An 18,538-nucleotide genomic window follows, 5' to 3' on the forward strand; every position below is an offset into this window, starting at 1 on the left:
GGCGCCGGCGCGGAGGATGGTCTGGATCCCGTAGAGCGGGTCGCCCTTGCGGCCGCGGTGGCCGAGGGTGTCTTGTTGGACGCGCCGGCGGACCTCGTCAACGGCGGCGGTGCCGAGCTTGACGACGTGGAACGCGTCGAGCACCGCGGTGGCGTCCTGCAGCTTGTCGTCGATCGCAGTCTTGTAACCCGCGAACGGATCGAGAGCTGCCACTCGCACGTTCTTCCGGAACGCGTCGCCACGATCACCGAGCCAGGAGGCATACGCCTTCCCCGATCGGCCCGGGACGAGATCCAGCAGCCGGGCCCGCGTCTTTCCGTGCTCGTCGCGGGTGAGGTCGACCATCCCGGTCAACTCCTTCGGGCCGCGCTTGCGGGGGTCGACGTGGTGCCAGATGTGCTCGTCGACGCCGAGCGTGGTGACGTTCTCGAACCGGGTCTCATCGACGGCCAGCTTGACGAGTTCGGGTTCGACGGCCCGCCACACCGTCTTCCACGACGTCCCGAGCTGCCGGGCCAGGCCCGCGATCGTGGCGTGCTCGCGACGCAGCTGCCCGATCGCCCAGCCGATAGCGCGCGTCGTGATCGACCCGCGCCGGGCAACCAGCGACGGCAGCTGCTCCGTGAACGTCTTCCGCAGACAGCCCTCGTCGTCGCATCGCCAGACCCGCTGCCGCCACACGATCCGCACCCGGGTCGCTCCGGGCACGTCATGCAGCACCCGCCGGCGGCGCCCTCGACCTGTCGCGACGACACCGCACGACGGGCACCCGGCAGGCGCGGCGGGGCTCGAGACCGTCACGACCAGCAGCCCGTCGCGACGGTCGACGTGCTCGACATGAACACCGGGAAGGCCGACCAGCAGGTCACAGCGGGCACACGGACAGCAAGCAGAGCGCGCCGAAGCGCACCCCCAAGTAGGGTGAAGCACGTCGAGGTCCTCGGGGTAGATCAGAGAGTTAGCGCTTCTGATCCTCGGGGACCTCGACCCCTACACGCCGACCATCACCCGGCGAGCCCTACCCCCACCGGATGTCCGAAGAGCCAGTAAAGACAGCAGAATCCGCGAACGCGACGGATCGGCCATCGCCCGACCGAGCCGGTTCATCACATCAAGACGAGAAGAAAGAGTCAGCACACGATGACTATACAGCCCGGGATGACCGGTTGAGAATCTCCGTTGGTCGACGCGCCTACGACTGAGCTCGCCCCTATCGCTCTTTGAGCCGCAATCTCCTGGCCAGGAACCCCGCCAGACCCCCGAAAAGAAGGCAAACGACAGCGATCGGCACCGCGACCTTCCACCAGACATTGCCGGTGAGCAGATTCGCCAGGAGCACAAACAAACACAACGCGTTGAACGTGAAGGCAAAAAGGACGAATCGAGTGGATGACCAGCGTTCACGCTCGGCCGGACGTTTGACAGCAGAAGGCACGACGATCCATTCACCGGAGAAGATGCTCCGAGAATACAAGTAGCAAACACATGCCACCCGAATAATGATCAGTCCAGATTCCCCTGCGGGAGGTGCCATCAATCGCCCTGTTCCTCGCCGTGTGCGCTGGCGCCTCCCAAGGTCCGCCAGGCGGCCTGTCTCAGGAAAGTGTCACGACAAGGATGCCGCGCAACCCTCAGAAGTGTCCTTCCGGCGCGACACCTAGTGTCATCGAGTAGCGATACCGACACTTCTCGTGACCGCACGATCAGTCCGCGGGAGGAGCCGCGTGTCCTGCGCCCGCCTTCCGCGATGAAGGGAGAAGGCGCCGGATCCCCATCACGACGCCGACGATGACGAGACCGGCGACGAGGCCGAACACGGCCGACACCGCGGTGTCGACCACCCAGACCACCACGGGGCCCGCCGCCTCGACGAGATGCGTGATCGCGTGGAGGAGGTCGTACGGGCCGTGCCACACCGTCTCGGCGAGGTTCGCGATGACGAGGTGACCGCCCACCCACAGCATCGCGACGGTGCCGACCACGCTGATCACGCGGAACACCGTGGGCATGGACGCGACCACGCGCGCACCGGTCCGCCGGACGCGTCGCGACGGGCTCTTCATGAACCGGAGGCCGATGTCGTCGATCTTCACGAGCAGCGCGACGACGCCGTAGACGAGCGCCGTCATGCCGAGCCCGATGACCGAGAGGGCCGCCAACGTCATGCCGAGCCCGAAATCCGGGTCGAGGTTCGACAGAGCGATCAGCATGATCTCGGTGCTCAGGATGAGGTCCGTGCGGATCGCACCGAAGACGAGCTTCTTCTCATCCCGCGCCCCATCATCCTCGCTCTCATGGTGCGCGCCGAACCACTCGAGCACCTTCTCGGCACCCTCGTAGCAGAGGAACCCGCCGCCGATGAGGAGGAGGTACGGCAGCACCCACGGCGCGAAGGCCGTGAGCAGCAGCGCTATGGGGATGATGATGACGAACTTGTTGACGAGGCTTCCGAGGGCGATCTTCCACACGACCGGCAGTTCCCGCGCGGGCGTGATGCCCTGTACGTACTGCGGCGTCACGGCCGCGTCGTCGATGACCACGCCCGCGGTCTTCGCGCTCGCCTTCAGCGCCGCGGACAGGATGTCGTCGACGACGGCGAGCAGGCCTACGGACATGCGGTTCTCCTTCGTGCACGGACAGCCGCCCGGACGCGGCCGCCGGAGGCACCCGCCCTCACGCTAGTGGCTCCTCGCCGATAAGCCTCACGCACCGCCCGGGGCTGCTCGCGAGTGATGTCGGGGCACAACTAGACTGATCGCGTCCGGCGCCCGCGATTCCTGGAGCTCAGCCGCATGACCACCCTCACCCCCTCGACGCCCGCGCGCCCCGCCGCCGACACCGTCGACAATGCCGCTGCGACGCCCGAGAAGGAGCAGCCCTACGGCGCCCTCGGACTGAAGCCCGACGAGTACGACCGCATCCGCGAGATCCTCGGCCGCCGCCCCACCTCGGGCGAGCTGGCGATGTACTCCGTCATGTGGAGCGAGCACTGCTCGTACAAGTCCAGCAAGATCTACCTGCGCCAGTTCGGCCAGAAGGTCTCGGACGCGATGAAGGAACGGCTCATGGTCGGCATGGGCCAGAACGCCGGCGTCGTCGACATCGGCGAGGGCTGGGCGGTGACCTTCAAGGTCGAGTCGCACAACCACCCGAGCTACATCGAGCCGTTCCAGGGCGCCGCCACCGGCGTCGGCGGCATCGTCCGCGACATCATCTCCATGGGCGCCCGCCCCGTCGCGATCATGGACCAGCTGCGCTTCGGCGCGATCGACGACCCCGACACCGCCCGCGTCGTGCACGGCGTCACCAGCGGCATCTCGTTCTACGGCAACTGCCTGGGACTGCCGAACATCGGCGGCGAGACCGTCTTCGACGCGGTCTACCAGGGCAACCCGCTCGTCAACGCCCTCGCGGTCGGCGTCATGCGCCACGAGGACATCAAGCTCGCCAACGCCACCGGTGCCGGCAACCAGGTCGTCCTCTTCGGTGCGCGCACCGGCGGCGACGGCATCGGCGGCGCCTCGATCCTCGCCTCCGACACCTTCTCCGAGGGCGGGCCCACCAAGCGCCCGGCCGTCCAGGTCGGCGACCCGTTCGCCGAGAAGGTGCTCATCGAGTGCTGCCTCGAGCTCTACCGCGACGACCTCGTCGAGGCGATCCAAGACCTCGGCGCCGCGGGCATCTCGTGCGCGACGAGCGAGCTGGCCGCCAACGGCGGCAGCGGCATGCGCGTCGACCTCGAGAAGGTGCTCCTCCGCGACCCCTCGCTCACGCCCGAGGAGATCCTCATGAGCGAGAGCCAGGAGCGCATGATGGCGATCGTCGCCCCCGAGAAGCTCGACGCCTTCCTCGAGGTCGTCGGGAAGTGGGATGTCGAGACCAGCGTCCTCGGCGAGGTGACCGGCGATGGGCGTCTGGAGATCTACTGGCACGGCGAGAAGATCGTCGACGTCGACCCCGCCACCGTCGCCGTCGACGGCCCCGTCTACGAGCGCCCCGTCGCCTACCCGACGTGGATCGACGCGCTGCGCGAGGACTCGGCATCCGCTCTCCAACGTCCGAGCGACCCGGCCGAGCTCCGCGACCAGTTCCTGCGTCTCGTGGCCAGCCCGAACCTCGCCGACACGTCGTGGATCACCAACCAGTACGACTACTACGTCCTCGGCAACACCGCCCTCAGCTTCCCCGACGACGCGGGCATGATCCGCGTCGACGAGGAGTCCGGCCTCGGCTTCGCCATCGCCACCGACTGCAACGGCCGCTACTGCCAGCTCGACCCGTACCAGGGCGCGCAGCTGGCCCTCGCCGAGGCGTACCGCAACGTCGCCGTCACCGGCGCCGTCCCCACCGCCGTCACCGACTGCCTGAACTTCGGCTCCCCCGAGAACCCCGAGGTCATGTGGCAGTTCTCCCGCGCCGTGGAGGGCCTCGCCGACGGATGCCTCGAGATCGGCATCCCGGTCACCGGCGGCAACGTCAGCTTCTACAACCAGACCGGCGACACCCCGATCTTCCCCACCCCGGTCGTCGGCGTCCTCGGCATCATCGACGACGTCGCGCGCCGCATCCCGTCGGGCTGGCAGGACGCGGGCGAGAACATCTACCTCCTCGGGGTGACCTCCACCGAGCTCAGCGGCTCGCAGTGGGCGGCGACCATCCACGACCACCTCGGCGGACGCCCGCCGGCGGTCGACCTCGGCGCCGAGAAGCGTCTCGCCGAGCTCGTACACGCCGCTTCGCTCCAGGGTCTGATCTCCAGCGCCCACGATCTCTCGGGTGGCGGCCTCGGCCAGGCCCTCGCCGAGGCCGTGACGCGCTTCGGCGTCGGCGCCCGCGTGTGGCTCGACGAGATCATCGAGCGCGACGGAGTGGATGCCGCAACCGCGCTCTTCTCGGAGTCGACGGGCCGCGTGATCGTCAGCGTGCCGCGCGAGGACGACGTGAAGTTCCGGGGCCTGTGCGAGGGGCGCGGATACCCCGTCCTCCGCATCGGCGTGACCGACGTCGCCGAGACCGCCGAGCTCGAGGTCCAGGGGCAGTTCACCGTCCCGGTCGCCGAGCTGCGCTCGGTCTCCTCCGCCAGGCTCCCCGCAGCGTTCGGCGCTGTGATCACCGAGTCCTAAACTGTCGCCATGGCTCAGGACGACGAATACGCGGGCTTCGCCGACACCCGGCAGAAGCGGATCAAGGTCGTGGCGTGGGTCACGATCGTCTCCCTGCTGCTCGTCGGCGGCGGGGCGACGGTGTTCGCGTTGCTGTTCGGCTGATCAGCGGCGGTGGACACCCCGCGGCTGAACGCTGACCCCGAGTCCGCGGCACGCGCTTCCCGGCGCGACTAGCATGTCACCGTGGAGCCGGTCCTGTTCTTCCTCGGCAGCTGGTGGTGGATCGCTCCGACGGCCGCAGGCCTCGGTGCGGTCGGCTACGGCGCCGTCACGATGCCGCGTCGACGCGCGCGGCGTCTCGAACTCGACGCTGCCCGCCATGACCAATACCGCGCCTACCAGGCCCTGCAGTCGGCGCGCGCCGACGTCCGGGCCGCGCGGGCGGACGCGCTGAGCGCCAAGGCCGCGCGCGGGGGCGTGCCGTTCGCCGCCACCCCACCCGAGGAGCGCCGCGCGATCCAGGCCGCCAAGGCCGCCGAGCGTGCGGCGGCCATGCACCTTCGCGCGAGCCGCGATCGACTGAAGGCGGTGCAGGTGCGTTTCGCGCAGAGCGGGCGGAGCGCCCCGCTTCCGCTGGAGCAGCTCCTCGCCCGTCACGATGCGATCGCCGCGCGCTGGCTCGTGTACGAAACGGATGCCGGGGCCGCGCTGTCCTTCCCCCAGATGCTCGATGCGCGGCATCCGTCGACGCACGCGTTCCTGCGAGCGCAGCACGATGCGCAGCGGCTGCGACCGGCGACCGCGCGGGCCAAGATGACCGCGGCGCAGTTCGTGGAGTACCGCGACGCCGTGGGCGCGATGGAAGCCGCCTTCGACGTCGCCGAGCGCGACGCGCAGGACACCGCGCGTCGCGGTGTCGCGGGACTCCGCTGGAACAGCCCGCCGCCGGCCGTCACGCCGCCCACGACCGCGCAGCCCACGTCCCCGCAGCCCACCTGGCCCGTGCCCTCGCGGCGCGCGCCGTCCGAGGACCACTGAGGAGATCGTGGAACCCTTCTTCGACTTCCTCGGCAACTTCTGGTGGCTGGCGTTCCCGCTGTTCGGCGTCGGTGCCGGCGCGTGGAACTCCCTGCAGGCAGCCTCCCGTCGCCGCCACAAACAGAAGCTCGAACTCATCCGCGCCCGCGCCGAGCTGCGCGCCGCCGAGACCGGTGTGATCCTCCCGCCGCTCCCGGCGAAGCCGGAGAAGAAGAAGCAGAAGCAGTCCGAGGTCACGTCCGGCGAGAAGCGACCGAGCACCCTCGAGCGGCTGTTCGCGACGCACGACGAGATCACCGCGCGATGGCTGGACTACGAGCTCGACGTCGCGAAGATGATCGCGTACCCCGCGATGAGCGACGGGCGCCAGCCCCTCACCGCCGCGTTCCTGCGGGCGAAGCGCCGGGCCGACCATCTGCGGCCTGACGGGCTCGACGCCCGCATCACCGCCGAGGAGCTCCGCGAGTATCGCGAGGCGGTGACCGATTTCGAGGTCGCCTTCGACCTCGCCGAGCGCGACGCCAAGCGCCTGCGGGATTCGGAGTTCACGGATGCCGAGCGCAAGCGCCTCGCGACCGCCCAGCGACTGCTGAACATCGCCGTGGACGAGGCCGCGACCCCTGCCGAACGGCAGAGCGCCTACCGCCGCGTGCGCGAGGAGCTGGACGGGTTGATCGCGGTGTCCGATGAGGCGATCGAGACGCTGGAGAAGAAGGTCATGCGGGAACTGCCACGGGCGGACGACCCGAAGGCCGCCCGCCCGTGAGAGGTTCTCAGATCAGTCCGCGATGAGCGTGCTGAACGCGTCGGGGTTGGCCTCGATCCACGCCTCGACGGCCTCGGCTTCCTGGCCCTGACCGTACTCGTTCACGACCATGTCCTCGAGCGAGGCGTACTGCGCGTCATCCAGCTGGATGCCGGCGATCAGCTCGGCCGCCTCGGGGAAGCGCTCCGAGAAGTCGCTCGTTCCGAGGAAGTGGAGCGCCTCGGGCTCGCCCATGGCGCCGCGCGGGTCCTCGAGGTCGCGGAGGTTGTAGGCGTCGTTGGCCCAGAAGGGACGCCACGACGTCACGACGATGTCGTCCTCGGCTGCGATCGCGTTCTCGAGCTCGGTGAGCATCGCCGCGGTCGACGAGGTGAGGAGCGTGTACTCGTCGCCCAGCTCGTACGCGGGGATCATCGAGTCCTGCGTCACACCGGTGAGGCCGGCGCCCGGCTCGATGCCGACGATCTCGCCGCCGAACATGTCGGCGTTGCCCTTGAGGTCCTCGATCGAGGTGATGTCGACGTAGTCGGGGACGGCGATGGTGAGCACCGCGCCCTCGTAGTAGGCGCCGATGTCCTCGATGCTGTCGCCGTACTCCTCCATGTAGGAGGCGTGGGTGACCTCGGGCCACGCGGACGGGTACATGTCGACGTCGCCCTGGGCGAGACCGGCGTAGAGCGGACCCGCCTCGGTCAGCTCCTGCATCTCGACGGTGTAGCCGAGCTTCTCGAGCTGGTTCTCGAGGAGGTACGCGGTGCTGAGGCCGTCGGTCCACGACGGGAGGAACCCGAGCGTGATGGTGCCCATCTCCTCCGAGCCGGCGTCCGCGGTTCCGTTGTCGCCGCCGTCGCTCGAGCAGCCGGCGAGCGCGAGCGTCGCCGCCGCGCCGAGGGCGAGGATTCCTGTGAGCTTCCGATTTCGCATGGTGCTTCCCTTCATCTTCTTCATGTGTGATCGCATTCGTTCCGTATCGGTGTTCAGTTGTGGGTTCTGAGGTCTACAGCGCTCCGCCGCCGCCGACCGGAGCGCGCCGCGGGGACGCGATCTCGCGCTCGGCCTCGGCAGACGCGTCCGCGCTCTCGGTGACGGCGGGCCCGCCGGAGCCGCGCATCGCACGCCCGCGCCCGAGCTTCGCCCGGAGCGACCGCGGGTAGTCGGCGGGGTTGCCCAGCGAGGCGGTCACGCGGTCGAGGAAGACGGCGAGGATCACGACGCCGAGGCCCGCCTCGACGCCGAGGGAGAGGTTCACGGTCGACACCGACTGCACGACGATCTTGCCGAGGCCGTCCGCGCCGACGATGCCCGCGAGCACCGCCATCGACAGGGCCAGCATGATCACCTGGTTGACGCCCGCCATGATGGTGGGCATCGCGAGCGGCAGCTGGATGCCGCGGAGGATCTGCCCGGGCTTCGCGCCGAACGCGTGCCCCGCCTCGACGGTCTCGGAGTCGACCCCGCGGATGCCGAGCTCGGTCAGACGCACCCCGGGGGGCAGCGCGAAGATGACCGTCGCGACGACGCCCGGGACGACGCCGATGCTGAAGAACGTGATGGCGGGGATCAGGTAGACGAAGGCCGGCATCGTCTGCATGAAGTCCAGGATCGGCTTGAGGATCGCGCGGACGGTGTCGTTGCGCGCCGACCAGATCCCCAGCGGGATGCCGATGAGGAGGGCCACCACCGTGGCGACGAGGACCAGCGAGAGCGTCTGCATCGCCGGCACCCACAGATTCATCGCGACGATCAGCGTGAAGGTCGCGGCGGTGCCGATCGCCATCTGCCAGGAGCGGAAGAACCAGCCGAGCAGGGCGAAGACGACGATCGCCAGCGGCACGGGGACGGCGATGAGGACGTCCGTGAGTCCGTCGACCAGGAAGCGGACGACGATGCTGATGATGTCGAACAGGCCGGAGAGGTTGTCGCGGAGCCAATCGACTCCGGTGTCGATCCAGTCGCCGACGGGAACGCGGAAACCATCCATCAGCGCACCCCCTCGCTGTCGGCGGCCGGCACTCCGTCGACGGAGTCCCCGAGCAGCGCGTCGATCTCGGTGGAGGGCATGGGGCGGGGAAGGATCGTGATCTCCGAGGTGTCGGTGGGGCCGGGGCCGAGGGCGGCGAGCAGGGTGACGCGCGGAATCACACCGACGAGGCGACCCTCGTCATCGGTCACCGCGAGCGGCAGCTGCGACTCGACGGCGGGCACGAAGAGGTTGATCAGCACCTCGTCCTGCGGGACGCTCTGCGGCACGGGCTTGAGCACCGAGGTCAGCGCGCTCTCGCCGCGTCGCACGAGCTTCACCGCGTCGCGGTCGGTCACGATGCCGAGGAGGCGCCGATCGCGACCGACGACGTATGCGGCCGAGGAGTAGGCGTCGCGCATCTGACGGAGCGCCGTGCGGGGGCCGCCGCTGTCGGTGACGACGGGGCGGGGCCGCTCCATGACGTTCGCCGCTGTGAGGACGCGCGCCCGGTCGACGTCCTGCACGAACTGCTCGACGTAGTCGTTGGCGGGGTCGGTGAGGATGTCCTCGGGCGTGCCGATCTGCACGATGCGACCATCGCGCATCACCGCGATGCGGTCGCCGAGGAACATCGCCTCGTTGAGGTCGTGGGTGATGAAGACGATGGTCTTCTGCAGCTTCTGCTGCAGCGAGAGCAGCTGCTCCTGCATCTCGCGGCGGATGAGGGGGTCGAGCGCGCTGAAGGCCTCGTCCATGAGGAGGATGTCGGTGTCGGCGGCGAGGGCCCGGGCGATGCCCACGCGCTGTTGCATGCCGCCCGAGAGCGCCGAGGGGAGCTTGTCGCCCCATCCCTCGAGACCCACCATGCCGAGGATCTCCTCCGCCTTGGCCAGCCGCTCGGTCTTGCCGACGCCGCGGAGCTCGAGCGGGTAGGCGACGTTGTCGGCCACGGTGCGGTGCGGCAGGAGGGCGAAGTGCTGGAAGACCATCGACACCCGGTCCCGTCGGATCTCCCGGAGCTTGTTCGCGGGGATGTCGGTGATGGTGTCGCCCTGCACACGGATCGTGCCGGCGGTGGCGTCGTGCAGTCCGTTGAGCATCCGGATGATGGTGGACTTCCCCGAGCCGGAGAGACCCATGATGACGAAGATCTCTCCGGGCGAGACGGTGAAGCCGGCGTCGATGACGGCGGCGGTGCCGGAATCCGCGACATCCGTCCGGCTCTCCCCGGCTTTCAGCCGCTTCACGGCCTGCTTCGGGTTCTTCCCGAAGACCTTGTAGAGGTTCTCGACCTCGATTGCATGAGCGACGGTCACTGGTCACACCTCGACGGCCCGCGAGCAGGCAGGGCCGCATCGGTCGCGCCCGGGTGGTGATCATCGGCGACGGCAGGGCAGCAGGGCACCCCAGCGACATCGCTACCGGTGGGGTACATCGGGTTCCCCACCCAGATCACCGACCGTACGACCCCATCTCCTCACCCGATTCTTCTCGGGGTGACGGGGGCGCGGACTGGTCGTGTGGGCCGAGACGGCCCTTCTACGAGGCAATCAGAGATGGATGCCGCACGCAAACCCGCCCGAGTGCAGAACGGCGTCTTGACATGAGGCTGCTTGCATGGTTAGTTGGTCAAGTAATGAACCGGGTAAGCACCCCGATCGGAGGCTCCGTGAATGACGACGGAAAAGCACTCTTCCTGCAGATCGCCGAGGCGATCGAGGAGCAGATCGTGGACGGGACTCTGAGCGAAGAATCCCAGGTCCCGTCGACGAATGAGCTCGCCGCGTTCTACCGCATCAATCCCGCCACCGCGGGGAAGGGAGTGAACATGCTCGTCGACTCGGGCGTGCTGTACAAGCGACGCGGGGTGGGCATGTTCGTCGCCCCGGGAGCACGCGACCGCGTCCTCTCGGACCGGCGCGAAGCGTTTGCAGATCGTTATCTCGAGCCGCTCCTGGCCGAGGCCGCGCGCCTCGGTCTGAGCGCCGACACCCTCACCTCCCTCATCCGCGAACGTGCGGAACACCACACTCCCCCGACCACGGAAGGACTCCCGAGATGACCGCCGTCATCGAGGTCACCGGCCTCACCAAGCGCTACCGCGAGACCGTCGCGGTGGACGACATCAGCTTCGCCATCGAGAAGGACACGATCTACGGCCTCCTGGGCCGCAACGGCGCCGGCAAGACCACGGTCATGTCGATCCTGACCGCGCAGAACTTCGCCACCTCCGGCGATGTGCGCATCTTCGGAGAGCGCCCGTACGAGAATCCCCACGTGCTGCAGCGGATGTGCTTCGTCCGCGAGAGCCAGAAGTACCCGGACGACGCCACGCCGCGTCACGCGTTCCGCATCGCGCGCCTGTTCTTCCCGAACTGGGACCAGGACCTCGCAGATCAGCTGGTCGACGACTTCCAGCTGCCGATGAAGAAGACGATCAAGAAGCTCTCGCGAGGTCAGCTGTCCGCCGTCGGAGTGGTGATCGGCCTCGCCTCCCGCGCCGAGATCACCTTCTTCGACGAGCCCTACCTGGGCCTGGACGCCGTGGCCCGGCAGATCTTCTACGACCGTCTGCTCGCCGACTACGCCGAGCACCCCCGGACGATCATCCTCTCCAGCCACCTCATCGACGAGGTCTCCAACCTCATCGAGCGCGTCCTGGTCATCGACGGCGGGCGCATCATCATGGACGAGGAGACGGATGCCGTCCGCGGACGCGCCGCGACCATCGTCGGCGACAGCGCCCGGGTCGACGCCTTCGTGGCGGGCCGCGAAGTGCTCCACCGGGAGGGCCTCGGCCACGTGTCGAGCGTCACCGTCCTCGGCGAACTCACCCACGCCGACCGCGTCCGTCTGGCCGACGACGGCCTCGACGTCGCCCCGGTCTCGCTGCAGCAGCTGATCGTGCGCACCACCCAGCAGTCCGCGTCCGCGCGTCACGACGAAGGAGCCCTCCGATGACCGCCGTCACCGCTTCACCCCGCCGCACCGGCGGGCCCCGCCTCCTGAACGTGGTCCGGATGCAGCTGGTGAATCGCCAGACATACATCTGGATCCCCCTCATCGTGCTGTCCGGCACGCTGCTGATCACCCTCGCGATCTGGGGCGTGATCATCGGCAACGGCGGGTCGGGCAACCTCTTCGGCGGCGGAGCACAGGCACCGCTGTGGTACTTCGGCGTCGTCGGCGTCCAGGCCCTCACCCTGACCTTCCCGTTCTCGCAGGCGATGAGCGTCAGCCGGCGCGAGTTCTTCTTCGGCACCCTCCTCACCGCCGCGATGACCGCGCTGATCCTGGCGATCGTGTTCGTCCTCGGTGCGTTCATCGAGACGGTGACGAACGGCTGGGGCATGAACGGCTACTTCTTCGCCCTGCCCGGGATCTGGGATGCCGGCGCGGCCGTTGCGGGCCTGTTCTACTTCAGCATCGCGATGCTCTTCTTCATCGTCGGGTTCACCTCGGCGACGATCTACAAGCGCTTCGGCGGCATCGCCCTGACGGTGGTGCTCGTGGGGCTGGGCGCGCTGCTGGTCCTGGCGATGTTCCTCATCGGGCGCCTGAACGCGTGGGGACCCGTCTTCATCTGGTTCGCCGAGCTGGGCATCCTCGGCGGAGCGTTCCTCGTCCTCGGCGTGGTGGCGGTGCTGTCGGCGACGGCGTACGGCATCCTCCGCCGCGCGACTCCCTGATCGGGGACGCACCGGCACGCGGCCGGCGGGTGCTCAGCGCCCGTCGGCCGCTTCGGTGTGGTGGCGGATCACCTCGGCGACGACGAAGTTGAACCACTTCTCCGCGAAGGCGGGGTCGAGGTCCGCCTCCTCCGCGAGGGCCCGCAGGCGTGCGACCTGCTGCTCCTCCCGCGCGGGGTCCGAGGCCGGCATCCCGAACTCGGCCTTCAGCTCGCCCACCTGCTTGGTGCACTTGAACCGTTCGGCCAAGAGATACACCAGCGAGGCGTCGATGTTGTCGATGCTGCTGCGCAGGCGGAGCAGGGTGGCGCGCGGGTCGTCCTTCATGGGTGAATCCTCCTCGCCCCGACACTACCGCGCGACGCCGCGGTCCTAGAGTGTGAGGATGACCGCCGAGCCGCCCTCGACCGCAGCCTCGCCCGCCGAGGTGCCCGCGCCGACCGAGGCCTCTTCCGACGCCCCCGACGACTCCCGCCGCGGCCTTCCCCCGCGGGCCGCCCTGCAGCGCTGGGCGAGCCTGAACAACCCGTTCGCGGTGGGCTTCACCCTCACCCTCGGCGGTCTCGTCGCCCTGGCGCTCGGCATCGCGTTCGGCAACCTGTCGACGATCATCATCTACGTCGCCCTCGCCCTCTTCGTCGCCCTCGCACTCGATCCCGCCGTGCGGTGGCTGGAGCGCAAGAACGTTCCCCGCGCGTGGGGCATCGTCATCGTCTACGCCGTCTTCGCGCTGATCCTGATCGGCGTCCTCCTGCTCATCGTGCCGACGGTCGTCGGTCAGATCGCGCAGTTCATCGACGACGTCCCCTCCCTCATCGCCAATTTCCAGCAGTCATCCTTCTACGGGTGGGCCGAGAGCACCTTCGGCGACCCGGTCGAGGCGTTGACGGCCGAGATCCAGAAGTTCCTCTCCGACCCGGGCATCATCGCGACCCTCGGCGGCGGCGTGCTCCGCGTGGTCGTCGGCATCGGCTCGGCGATCTCGGGCGGCATCATCGTGATCGTCCTGAGCCTCTACTTTTTGGCGTCGCTGCTGTCGATGAAGCAGGGCCTCTACCGGCTCGTCCCCGCGCACGCGCGTGCCAAGACGGCCGACCTCACCGAGCAGATCACCGACTCGATCGGCGGCTACCTCATGGGCATGGTGGTGCTGGCCTTCTTCAACGCCACCTTCACCTTCATCATGTACCTGCTGCTCGGCCTGCAGTTCGGGGCGCTCATGGCGGTGGTCTCGTTCAGCATCACGATCATCCCGCTCGTAGGTCCGGTGCTGTTCTGGATCATCGGCTCCAGCGTCGCCCTGTTCCTCGACCCGCTCGCGGCGCTCATCTTCGCCCTCGCCTACCTCGTCTACATGCAGGTCGAGGCCTACGTACTGACGCCGCGGGTGATGAGCAAGGCCGTCTCGGTCCCGGGATCGCTCGTCGTCATCGGCGCGCTCGTGGGCGGGACGCTCCTCGGCCTCCTCGGTGCCCTCGTGGCCGTGCCGGTGACGGCGTCGATCCTGCTCATCATCAAGCAGGTCGTGATCCCCCGGCAGGACGCCAAGACCCGGCCGGTCACCTGACGGCGGCGGCGCGGCGCCCCCATCGGACGGCCGAGCCCGGATTCAGCCGAGCGGCACCAGGCAGCTCGGCGACGCGACCGACGCGCGGTGCCGGACCCGTCCCGGGATACCCGTGCGGGGATCGAGCGGGCGCGAGACGACGTCGTCGGAATGCTGTCCGGCCACCAGCAGCGTGTCGCGGACCACGAGGTGGTGGCGCGGCCACCGCACGTCCGCCTCGACGAGCGCGACCGGGCTGAGCGCCTCGCCCCCGCCGCGGACGCGGAGGACCGCGATGGTGTCGGTCCCGCGCACGCCCGCATACAGCGTCTCGGCGTCATGGGACATCGCGAGCTCGGCCGCCGTGTCATCGGGGAGGATGCCGGCGCCGAGGCTCGTCCCGGCGACGATGCGCCACGCCCCCGTGACGTCGGGGGCGAGGGCGAAGACCTCGTGAGACAGCTCGGTGACGACGTAGAGGTGACCGCTCGGATGCCACACGGTGTGGCGCGGGCCGGATCCGCGCGGCAGCACCACGTCCTGCCGGTGGCGGAGGCCGTCGGCCGTGACGCTCCAGAGGCGCACGGTGTCGTACCCCATGTCGGTGGTGGCGACGAGGCCGGGTGGCAGGAACCGCGCCTGATGCGCGTGCGGGGTGCGCGCGGTCTCCGCGGACGGCTGCTCCGGCGTCGCAGGGTGCGGGACCTCATCGCGATCGTGCTCCGGGACGAGGTGAGCGAACTCCGCGCCCGCCGCCTCGCGGAGGGCGCGGGCGGCGGCGGCGAGGTCGATGACCTCCTCCGTCCCGCCCGACGCGGCCGCCGTATGGGCCTGCGTCGCAGCCGAACCATGCGGATCGACGGGAGCAGCGGACTCGACGGGGCGCGACGGGAGACCTGCGGCATCCAGACCCATCCGCACGACGCGCCCGTCCCCCCAGCACGAGGCGACGAGGAAGGCGCCGTCGGGAGAGACCGCCACGTGGCAGACCGCGTCCCCCGCCGGGACCGCGACACCGAGGGTCGCGAGGCGTTCGGGGCCGACACGACGGAACGCCTGCACGGTCCCCGCTCCCTCCAGAGCGGCGTAGACGACGTCGAGCGTCGGGTGCGGGGTGATCCAGGACGGAGACCCCGTCACTGCGACGGCATCCCCAGCACCGCGCAGCACACCCCCGGCGAGCGCATCGTCGGGGGACCCGGCATCGAGGAGCGCGATGCCCGTCGCCGAACCTTCCGCGTCCGCGGTGTAGCCGCCCACGAGGAAGCGCACGGGCTCAGTCCACGAGGTCGTGCCGGACGATGACCGCGTCGCGCGCGGGGCCGACGCCGATCACCGAGATGCGCGTGCCGCTCATCGCCTCGAGAGCGAGGACGTACTCCTGCGCCGCGACGGGGAGGTCCTCGAACGTGCGGGCGCCCGAGATGTCCTCCTTCCAGCCGGGGAGGTACTCCAGGATCGGCCGCGCGTGGTGGAAGTCGGACTGGTTCACCGGCACCTCGTCGAAGCGCTGACCGTCGACGTCGTAGGCGACGCACACCGGGATCCGGTCGAGTCCGGTCAGGATGTCGAGCTTGGTGAGCACGAGGTCGGTGATGCCGTTGATCCGGGTGGCGTACCGGGTGATGGGGGCGTCGTACCAGCCGACGCGGCGGGGGCGCCCGGTGGTCGTGCCGAACTCGAACCCGCGCGAGCGCAGGAAGTCGCCGTTCTCGTCGAAGAGCTCCGTGGGGAACGGGCCCGAGCCCACGCGGGTCGTGTACGCCTTCACGATGCCGACGATGCGGTCGAGGCGGTTGGGACCGATGCCCGAGCCGGTCGCCGCCCCGCCCGCGGTCGCGGACGACGAGGTGACGAACGGGTAGGTGCCGTGGTCGACGTCGAGCATCGTGGCCTGACCGCCCTCGAAGACGACGACCTCGTCACGGTCGAGGGCCTCGCTGAGGAGCAGCCCGGTGTCGGCGACCATCGGGCGGAGGCGCTCGGCGTAGGACAGCAGCTCGTCGACGATCTCATCGACCGTGATGGCGCGGCGGTTGAAGACCTTCACGAGGAGGTGGTTCTTCTGGTCGAGCGCGCCCTCGACCTTCTGGCGCAGGATGTTCTCGTCGAAGAGATCCTGCACGCGGATGCCGACCCGGTTGATCTTGTCGGCGTAGGCCGGTCCGATCCCGCGGCCCGTGGTGCCGATCTGGCGCTTGCCGAGGAAGCGCTCGGTGACCTTGTCGAGCGTGCGGTGGTACTGGGTGATGAGGTGCGCGTTGGCGCTGATGCGCAGGCGCGAGATGTCCATGCCGCGCGCGGTGAGCGCCTCGAGCTCGTTGAAGAGCACCTCGGGGTCGACCACGACGCCGTTGCCGATGACGGCGTTGACGCCGGGCGAGAGGATGCCGGAGGGCAGCAGGTGCAGGGCGTACTTCTCGTCGCCGATCACCACGGTGTGGCCGGCGTTGTTCCCGCCGTTGAACTTCACGACCCAGTCGGTGCGTTCCCCGAGGAGGTCGGTGGCTTTGCCCTTGCCCTCGTCCCCCCACTGGACTCCGACGATGACGATGCCTGGCATGGGCTTTCCCCCCGTTGTCGACACGGTTAGACCTCAGTCTATCGGGCGTCGCAGACCACTACAGTCACCCTATGCACGCCCGCACGCGCGATCGGATCTGGCAGATCCTGCGCCTCGCCATGGCGGCCGCGGTGGTGGCCGCCGTCGTCAGTCAGCTCGCCCTCACCGTCGACATCGCGCTGGACGCCGGCCGCGACGTGACCACGACCGTGGCGAACTTCTTCAGCTTCTTCACGATCCTCTCCAATGTCTCCGCGGCGATCGTGCTCGCCGTCGCGGGGGTGCACGGGCTCCGCCACCCGGCCAGGACCGACGGAAGGCCACTGGCCGTGGCGCTGGCGTCGGTGACGACCTACATGGTGATCACCGGCATCGTCTACAACCTGCTGCTGCGGGGGATCGAGCTCGCCCCGGGGACGACCGTGCCTTGGTCGAACGAGGTCCTTCACGTCGTGGCGCCTCTGTTCCTCGCCCTCGACCTCTTCCTCGGGCCGCGCCGCCGCGCGCTGGTGTGGCGGGCGATGTGGGCGATCGTGGCGTTCCCGATCGTCTGGGTGGTCTACACGATGGTGCGGGGGACCCTCGTCACCAACCCGGTCACGGGCGATCCGTTCTGGTACCCCTACCCGTTCCTGAACCCGAACAATCCCGCCCTCCAGCCCCCGGGCTACGCCGGTGTGGCCGTGTACGTCGTCGGGATCGCCGTCGGGATCCTGTTCGTGGGCGCCGCAGTGGTCTTCCTCGGACGCCGCCGTGCTCAGCGCCCGGCGGGGGCTTCGGGTTCTTCGGGGTCGTCCTCGGGCTCATCCGCGGGCTCAGCCGCGGGCTGATCGGAGACCTCGACCTCGGCGACGACGGCGGCGTCGAGCCGCACGAGGTCGGGCACCTCCCACCGCCCCTCGAGGAACTCCTCGCGCGGCCGATACAGCCGCAGCAGGTAGTTCCAGCCCTCGGGCAGGGGGATGTCGTTCGGACCGGTGGCCTCTCCCGGCGGGGTGAAGCGCACGGTGATCGCCCCGTCCTCGTCGGCGACGCCGGTGATGCTGTTCACGCTGTAGCGGTCGTCGCCGTTCGGCTCGAAGTAGCCGCGCGCGTTGTAGACGGAGACCGACCAGAACGCGTCGACCGGGACGTCTCGCATCGTCAGCTCGTAGTGCCCGACCGGAAGGTTCGGCGCCACACCCACATATGACGCCTCGGTGAGGGGCAGTCCGCCCCACCCGGCGGCCGTGCCGATGAGGTGACGGACCGGGTCGACCTCGTCGGGGCCGCCGAAGGTGCGCTCGAAAGCGCGCAGTCCACTGGCGAGACTCAGCAGCGCGGTGCGCGTGGCGTCGAGCGACGCGACGTCGTACGCGGGCGGTGAGAAGGTCTCCGCCCCGTCGTTGTCGAGCACGAAACCGTCTTGAACGGCCGCGACCGCCTCGACGTCCGCCGGGGAGGCGGGATCGACGAGGGTGCGCACCGCGACGAGCACGTAGCGGGACTCGGGGGCGAGCTCCGCGAGGTCGTACTCCCCCGGCTCGTGGAGCACCGCGCGGATGTAGTGGTCGTTGTCCACGATCATCACCGAGACGTAGCGGGCGCCGGCATCCGGCACCGTCAGCGTCGCGCCGGCGGCGAGATCGGCGATCGCGAAGCTGTAGAGAGTGTCGCGGTTGAGGCGGATGACCGTCTGGGCGTCGATCGACGCGGGTTCGCGGTTATGGCGGAAGACGCCGATGCCGCCCGCATCCGCCTGGATGTCGGCGAACATGCGGTCCGTTTCGGCTCGCACGAAGTTGTCGGCGTTGACGTGGAGTGCCATCGTCACACTCTCGTTCACAAACCCCGCTTCGGCAAACCCCTGCGGAGGGTGATTTCCCCGT

18 protein-coding genes and 1 pseudogene are annotated in these 18,538 nt (G+C 69.2%); 9 read left to right on the forward strand and 10 right to left on the reverse strand.

Features of this window, described 5'->3' with window-relative positions:
• From LTL01_RS00005 to LTL01_RS00015, 3 genes and pseudogenes are all read right to left on the reverse strand, one after another.
• Positions 1 to 930 (reverse strand): transposase (locus LTL01_RS00005; RefSeq protein WP_443677116.1); only part of this gene is annotated, 930 nt, incomplete at its 3' end.
• Positions 931 to 1,044: 114 nt separating this feature from the next.
• Positions 1,045 to 1,137, reverse strand: a pseudogene (locus LTL01_RS00010) (transcriptional regulator); the annotation flags it as partial.
• A 566-nt stretch (positions 1,138 to 1,703) separates the two neighbouring features.
• The gene (locus LTL01_RS00015) at positions 1,704 to 2,615 is read right to left on the reverse strand and encodes a DUF808 domain-containing protein (protein ID WP_236966900.1); all 912 of its coding nucleotides are present in this window, start codon (positions 2,613 to 2,615) and stop codon (positions 1,704 to 1,706) included.
• 177 nt (positions 2,616 to 2,792) lie between these two features.
• Between LTL01_RS00015 and purL the strand changes: the two genes are divergently transcribed.
• The 4 genes from purL to LTL01_RS00030 all read left to right on the forward strand — a co-directional run bounded on the left by purL (position 2,793) and on the right by LTL01_RS00030 (position 6,909).
• Entirely contained in the window at positions 2,793 to 5,123 is a 2,331-nt protein-coding gene (gene purL, locus LTL01_RS00020) for a phosphoribosylformylglycinamidine synthase subunit PurL (RefSeq protein ID WP_236966901.1), read from the forward strand.
• A gap of 9 nt (positions 5,124 to 5,132) precedes the next feature.
• A complete protein-coding gene (locus tag LTL01_RS14565; RefSeq protein WP_257730669.1) occupies positions 5,133 to 5,267 on the forward strand; it encodes a hypothetical protein in 135 nt (44 codons plus the stop codon).
• An 81-nt stretch (positions 5,268 to 5,348) separates the two neighbouring features.
• Positions 5,349 to 6,143 carry a hypothetical protein gene (locus tag LTL01_RS00025; protein WP_236966902.1) on the forward strand — a complete coding sequence of 265 codons (795 nt, stop codon included), beginning with the start codon at positions 5,349 to 5,351 and terminating at the stop codon, positions 6,141 to 6,143.
• A 7-nt stretch (positions 6,144 to 6,150) separates the two neighbouring features.
• Entirely contained in the window at positions 6,151 to 6,909 is a 759-nt protein-coding gene (locus LTL01_RS00030; protein WP_053546638.1) for a hypothetical protein, read from the forward strand.
• 12 nt (positions 6,910 to 6,921) lie between these two features.
• Here the strand turns inward: LTL01_RS00030 and LTL01_RS00035 are convergent, their stop codons facing one another.
• The 3 genes from LTL01_RS00035 to LTL01_RS00045 form a co-directional block, all read right to left on the reverse strand.
• Positions 6,922 to 7,833 (reverse strand): glycine betaine ABC transporter substrate-binding protein, encoded by a 912-nt coding sequence (locus LTL01_RS00035; RefSeq protein WP_236966903.1) that lies wholly within the window; start codon positions 7,831 to 7,833, stop codon positions 6,922 to 6,924.
• A 73-nt stretch (positions 7,834 to 7,906) separates the two neighbouring features.
• Complete coding sequence (locus tag LTL01_RS00040; RefSeq protein WP_236966904.1) at positions 7,907 to 8,890, reverse strand: ABC transporter permease; 984 nt, start codon at positions 8,888 to 8,890, stop codon at positions 7,907 to 7,909.
• Entirely contained in the window at positions 8,890 to 10,188 is a 1,299-nt protein-coding gene (locus LTL01_RS00045) for a quaternary amine ABC transporter ATP-binding protein (RefSeq protein ID WP_236966905.1), read from the reverse strand. The genes LTL01_RS00040 and LTL01_RS00045 overlap by 1 nt, the downstream gene beginning before the upstream one ends.
• Positions 10,189 to 10,541: 353 nt before the next feature.
• Between LTL01_RS00045 and LTL01_RS00050 the strand changes: the two genes are divergently transcribed.
• Genes LTL01_RS00050 through LTL01_RS00060 form a run of 3 tightly spaced genes read left to right on the forward strand, consistent with a single transcriptional unit; the run spans position 10,542 to position 12,561 of the window.
• Positions 10,542 to 10,934: a GntR family transcriptional regulator gene (locus tag LTL01_RS00050; protein ID WP_053546641.1), complete on the forward strand. Its 393-nt coding sequence runs from the start codon at positions 10,542 to 10,544 to the stop codon at positions 10,932 to 10,934.
• On the forward strand, positions 10,931 to 11,833 hold the full coding sequence (locus LTL01_RS00055) for an ABC transporter ATP-binding protein (protein ID WP_053546642.1): 903 nt from the start codon (positions 10,931 to 10,933) through the stop codon (positions 11,831 to 11,833). The genes LTL01_RS00050 and LTL01_RS00055 overlap by 4 nt, the downstream gene beginning before the upstream one ends.
• The gene (locus LTL01_RS00060; protein WP_236966906.1) at positions 11,830 to 12,561 is read left to right on the forward strand and encodes a hypothetical protein; all 732 of its coding nucleotides are present in this window, start codon (positions 11,830 to 11,832) and stop codon (positions 12,559 to 12,561) included. Before LTL01_RS00055 ends, LTL01_RS00060 begins: the two co-directional genes overlap by 4 nt.
• A 33-nt stretch (positions 12,562 to 12,594) precedes the next feature.
• Here LTL01_RS00060 and LTL01_RS00065 read toward each other — a convergent pair whose 3' ends face one another.
• Positions 12,595 to 12,888, reverse strand: coding sequence for a chorismate mutase (locus LTL01_RS00065; protein ID WP_053546644.1), 294 nt, complete (start codon positions 12,886 to 12,888; stop codon positions 12,595 to 12,597).
• Positions 12,889 to 12,946: 58 nt separating this feature from the next.
• Between LTL01_RS00065 and LTL01_RS00070 the strand changes: the two genes are divergently transcribed.
• Positions 12,947 to 14,128 (forward strand): AI-2E family transporter, encoded by a 1,182-nt coding sequence (locus LTL01_RS00070; RefSeq protein WP_236966907.1) that lies wholly within the window; start codon positions 12,947 to 12,949, stop codon positions 14,126 to 14,128.
• Between the two features lie 42 nt (positions 14,129 to 14,170).
• Here LTL01_RS00070 and LTL01_RS00075 read toward each other — a convergent pair whose 3' ends face one another.
• Both LTL01_RS00075 and LTL01_RS00080 read right to left on the reverse strand, forming a co-directional pair.
• The gene (locus tag LTL01_RS00075; protein ID WP_236966908.1) at positions 14,171 to 15,379 is read right to left on the reverse strand and encodes a lactonase family protein; all 1,209 of its coding nucleotides are present in this window, start codon (positions 15,377 to 15,379) and stop codon (positions 14,171 to 14,173) included.
• 4 nt (positions 15,380 to 15,383) lie between these two features.
• On the reverse strand, positions 15,384 to 16,670 hold the full coding sequence (locus LTL01_RS00080; RefSeq protein WP_053546646.1) for an adenylosuccinate synthase: 1,287 nt from the start codon (positions 16,668 to 16,670) through the stop codon (positions 15,384 to 15,386).
• Between the two features lie 71 nt (positions 16,671 to 16,741).
• Here LTL01_RS00080 and LTL01_RS00085 point away from each other — a divergent pair, with 71 nt between their 5' ends.
• Entirely contained in the window at positions 16,742 to 17,500 is a 759-nt protein-coding gene (locus LTL01_RS00085) for a Pr6Pr family membrane protein (RefSeq protein WP_236966909.1), read from the forward strand.
• Here LTL01_RS00085 and LTL01_RS00090 read toward each other — a convergent pair.
• On the reverse strand, positions 17,428 to 18,477 hold the full coding sequence (locus LTL01_RS00090) for a DUF1214 domain-containing protein (protein WP_236966910.1): 1,050 nt from the start codon (positions 18,475 to 18,477) through the stop codon (positions 17,428 to 17,430). The genes LTL01_RS00085 and LTL01_RS00090 overlap by 73 nt on opposite strands.
• Between the last annotated feature and the right edge of the window lie 61 nt (positions 18,478 to 18,538).

The sequence above is a fragment of the Microbacterium aurantiacum genome, assembly GCF_021654035.1.
GTDB lineage: Bacteria > Actinomycetota > Actinomycetes > Actinomycetales > Microbacteriaceae > Microbacterium > Microbacterium aurantiacum.

Excerpts from the sequence above, each read along its gene's own strand:
- LTL01_RS00015 (WP_236966900.1), bottom strand. The coding sequence starts at position 2,615 with ATGTCCGTAGGCCTGCTCGCCGTCGTCGACGACATCCTGTCCGCGGCG.
- purL (WP_236966901.1), top strand. The coding sequence starts at position 2,793 with ATGACCACCCTCACCCCCTCGACGCCCGCGCGCCCCGCCGCCGACACC.
- LTL01_RS14565 (WP_257730669.1), top strand. The coding sequence starts at position 5,133 with ATGGCTCAGGACGACGAATACGCGGGCTTCGCCGACACCCGGCAGAAG.
- LTL01_RS00035 (WP_236966903.1), bottom strand. The coding sequence starts at position 7,833 with ATGCGAAATCGGAAGCTCACAGGAATCCTCGCCCTCGGCGCGGCGGCG.
- LTL01_RS00040 (WP_236966904.1), bottom strand. The coding sequence starts at position 8,890 with ATGGATGGTTTCCGCGTTCCCGTCGGCGACTGGATCGACACCGGAGTC.
- LTL01_RS00055 (WP_053546642.1), top strand. The coding sequence starts at position 10,931 with ATGACCGCCGTCATCGAGGTCACCGGCCTCACCAAGCGCTACCGCGAG.
- LTL01_RS00060 (WP_236966906.1), top strand. The coding sequence starts at position 11,830 with ATGACCGCCGTCACCGCTTCACCCCGCCGCACCGGCGGGCCCCGCCTC.
- LTL01_RS00065 (WP_053546644.1), bottom strand. The coding sequence starts at position 12,888 with ATGAAGGACGACCCGCGCGCCACCCTGCTCCGCCTGCGCAGCAGCATC.
- LTL01_RS00070 (WP_236966907.1), top strand. The coding sequence starts at position 12,947 with ATGACCGCCGAGCCGCCCTCGACCGCAGCCTCGCCCGCCGAGGTGCCC.
- LTL01_RS00080 (WP_053546646.1), bottom strand. The coding sequence starts at position 16,670 with ATGCCAGGCATCGTCATCGTCGGAGTCCAGTGGGGGGACGAGGGCAAG.
- LTL01_RS00085 (WP_236966909.1), top strand. The coding sequence starts at position 16,742 with ATGCACGCCCGCACGCGCGATCGGATCTGGCAGATCCTGCGCCTCGCC.
- LTL01_RS00090 (WP_236966910.1), bottom strand. The coding sequence starts at position 18,477 with ATGGCACTCCACGTCAACGCCGACAACTTCGTGCGAGCCGAAACGGAC.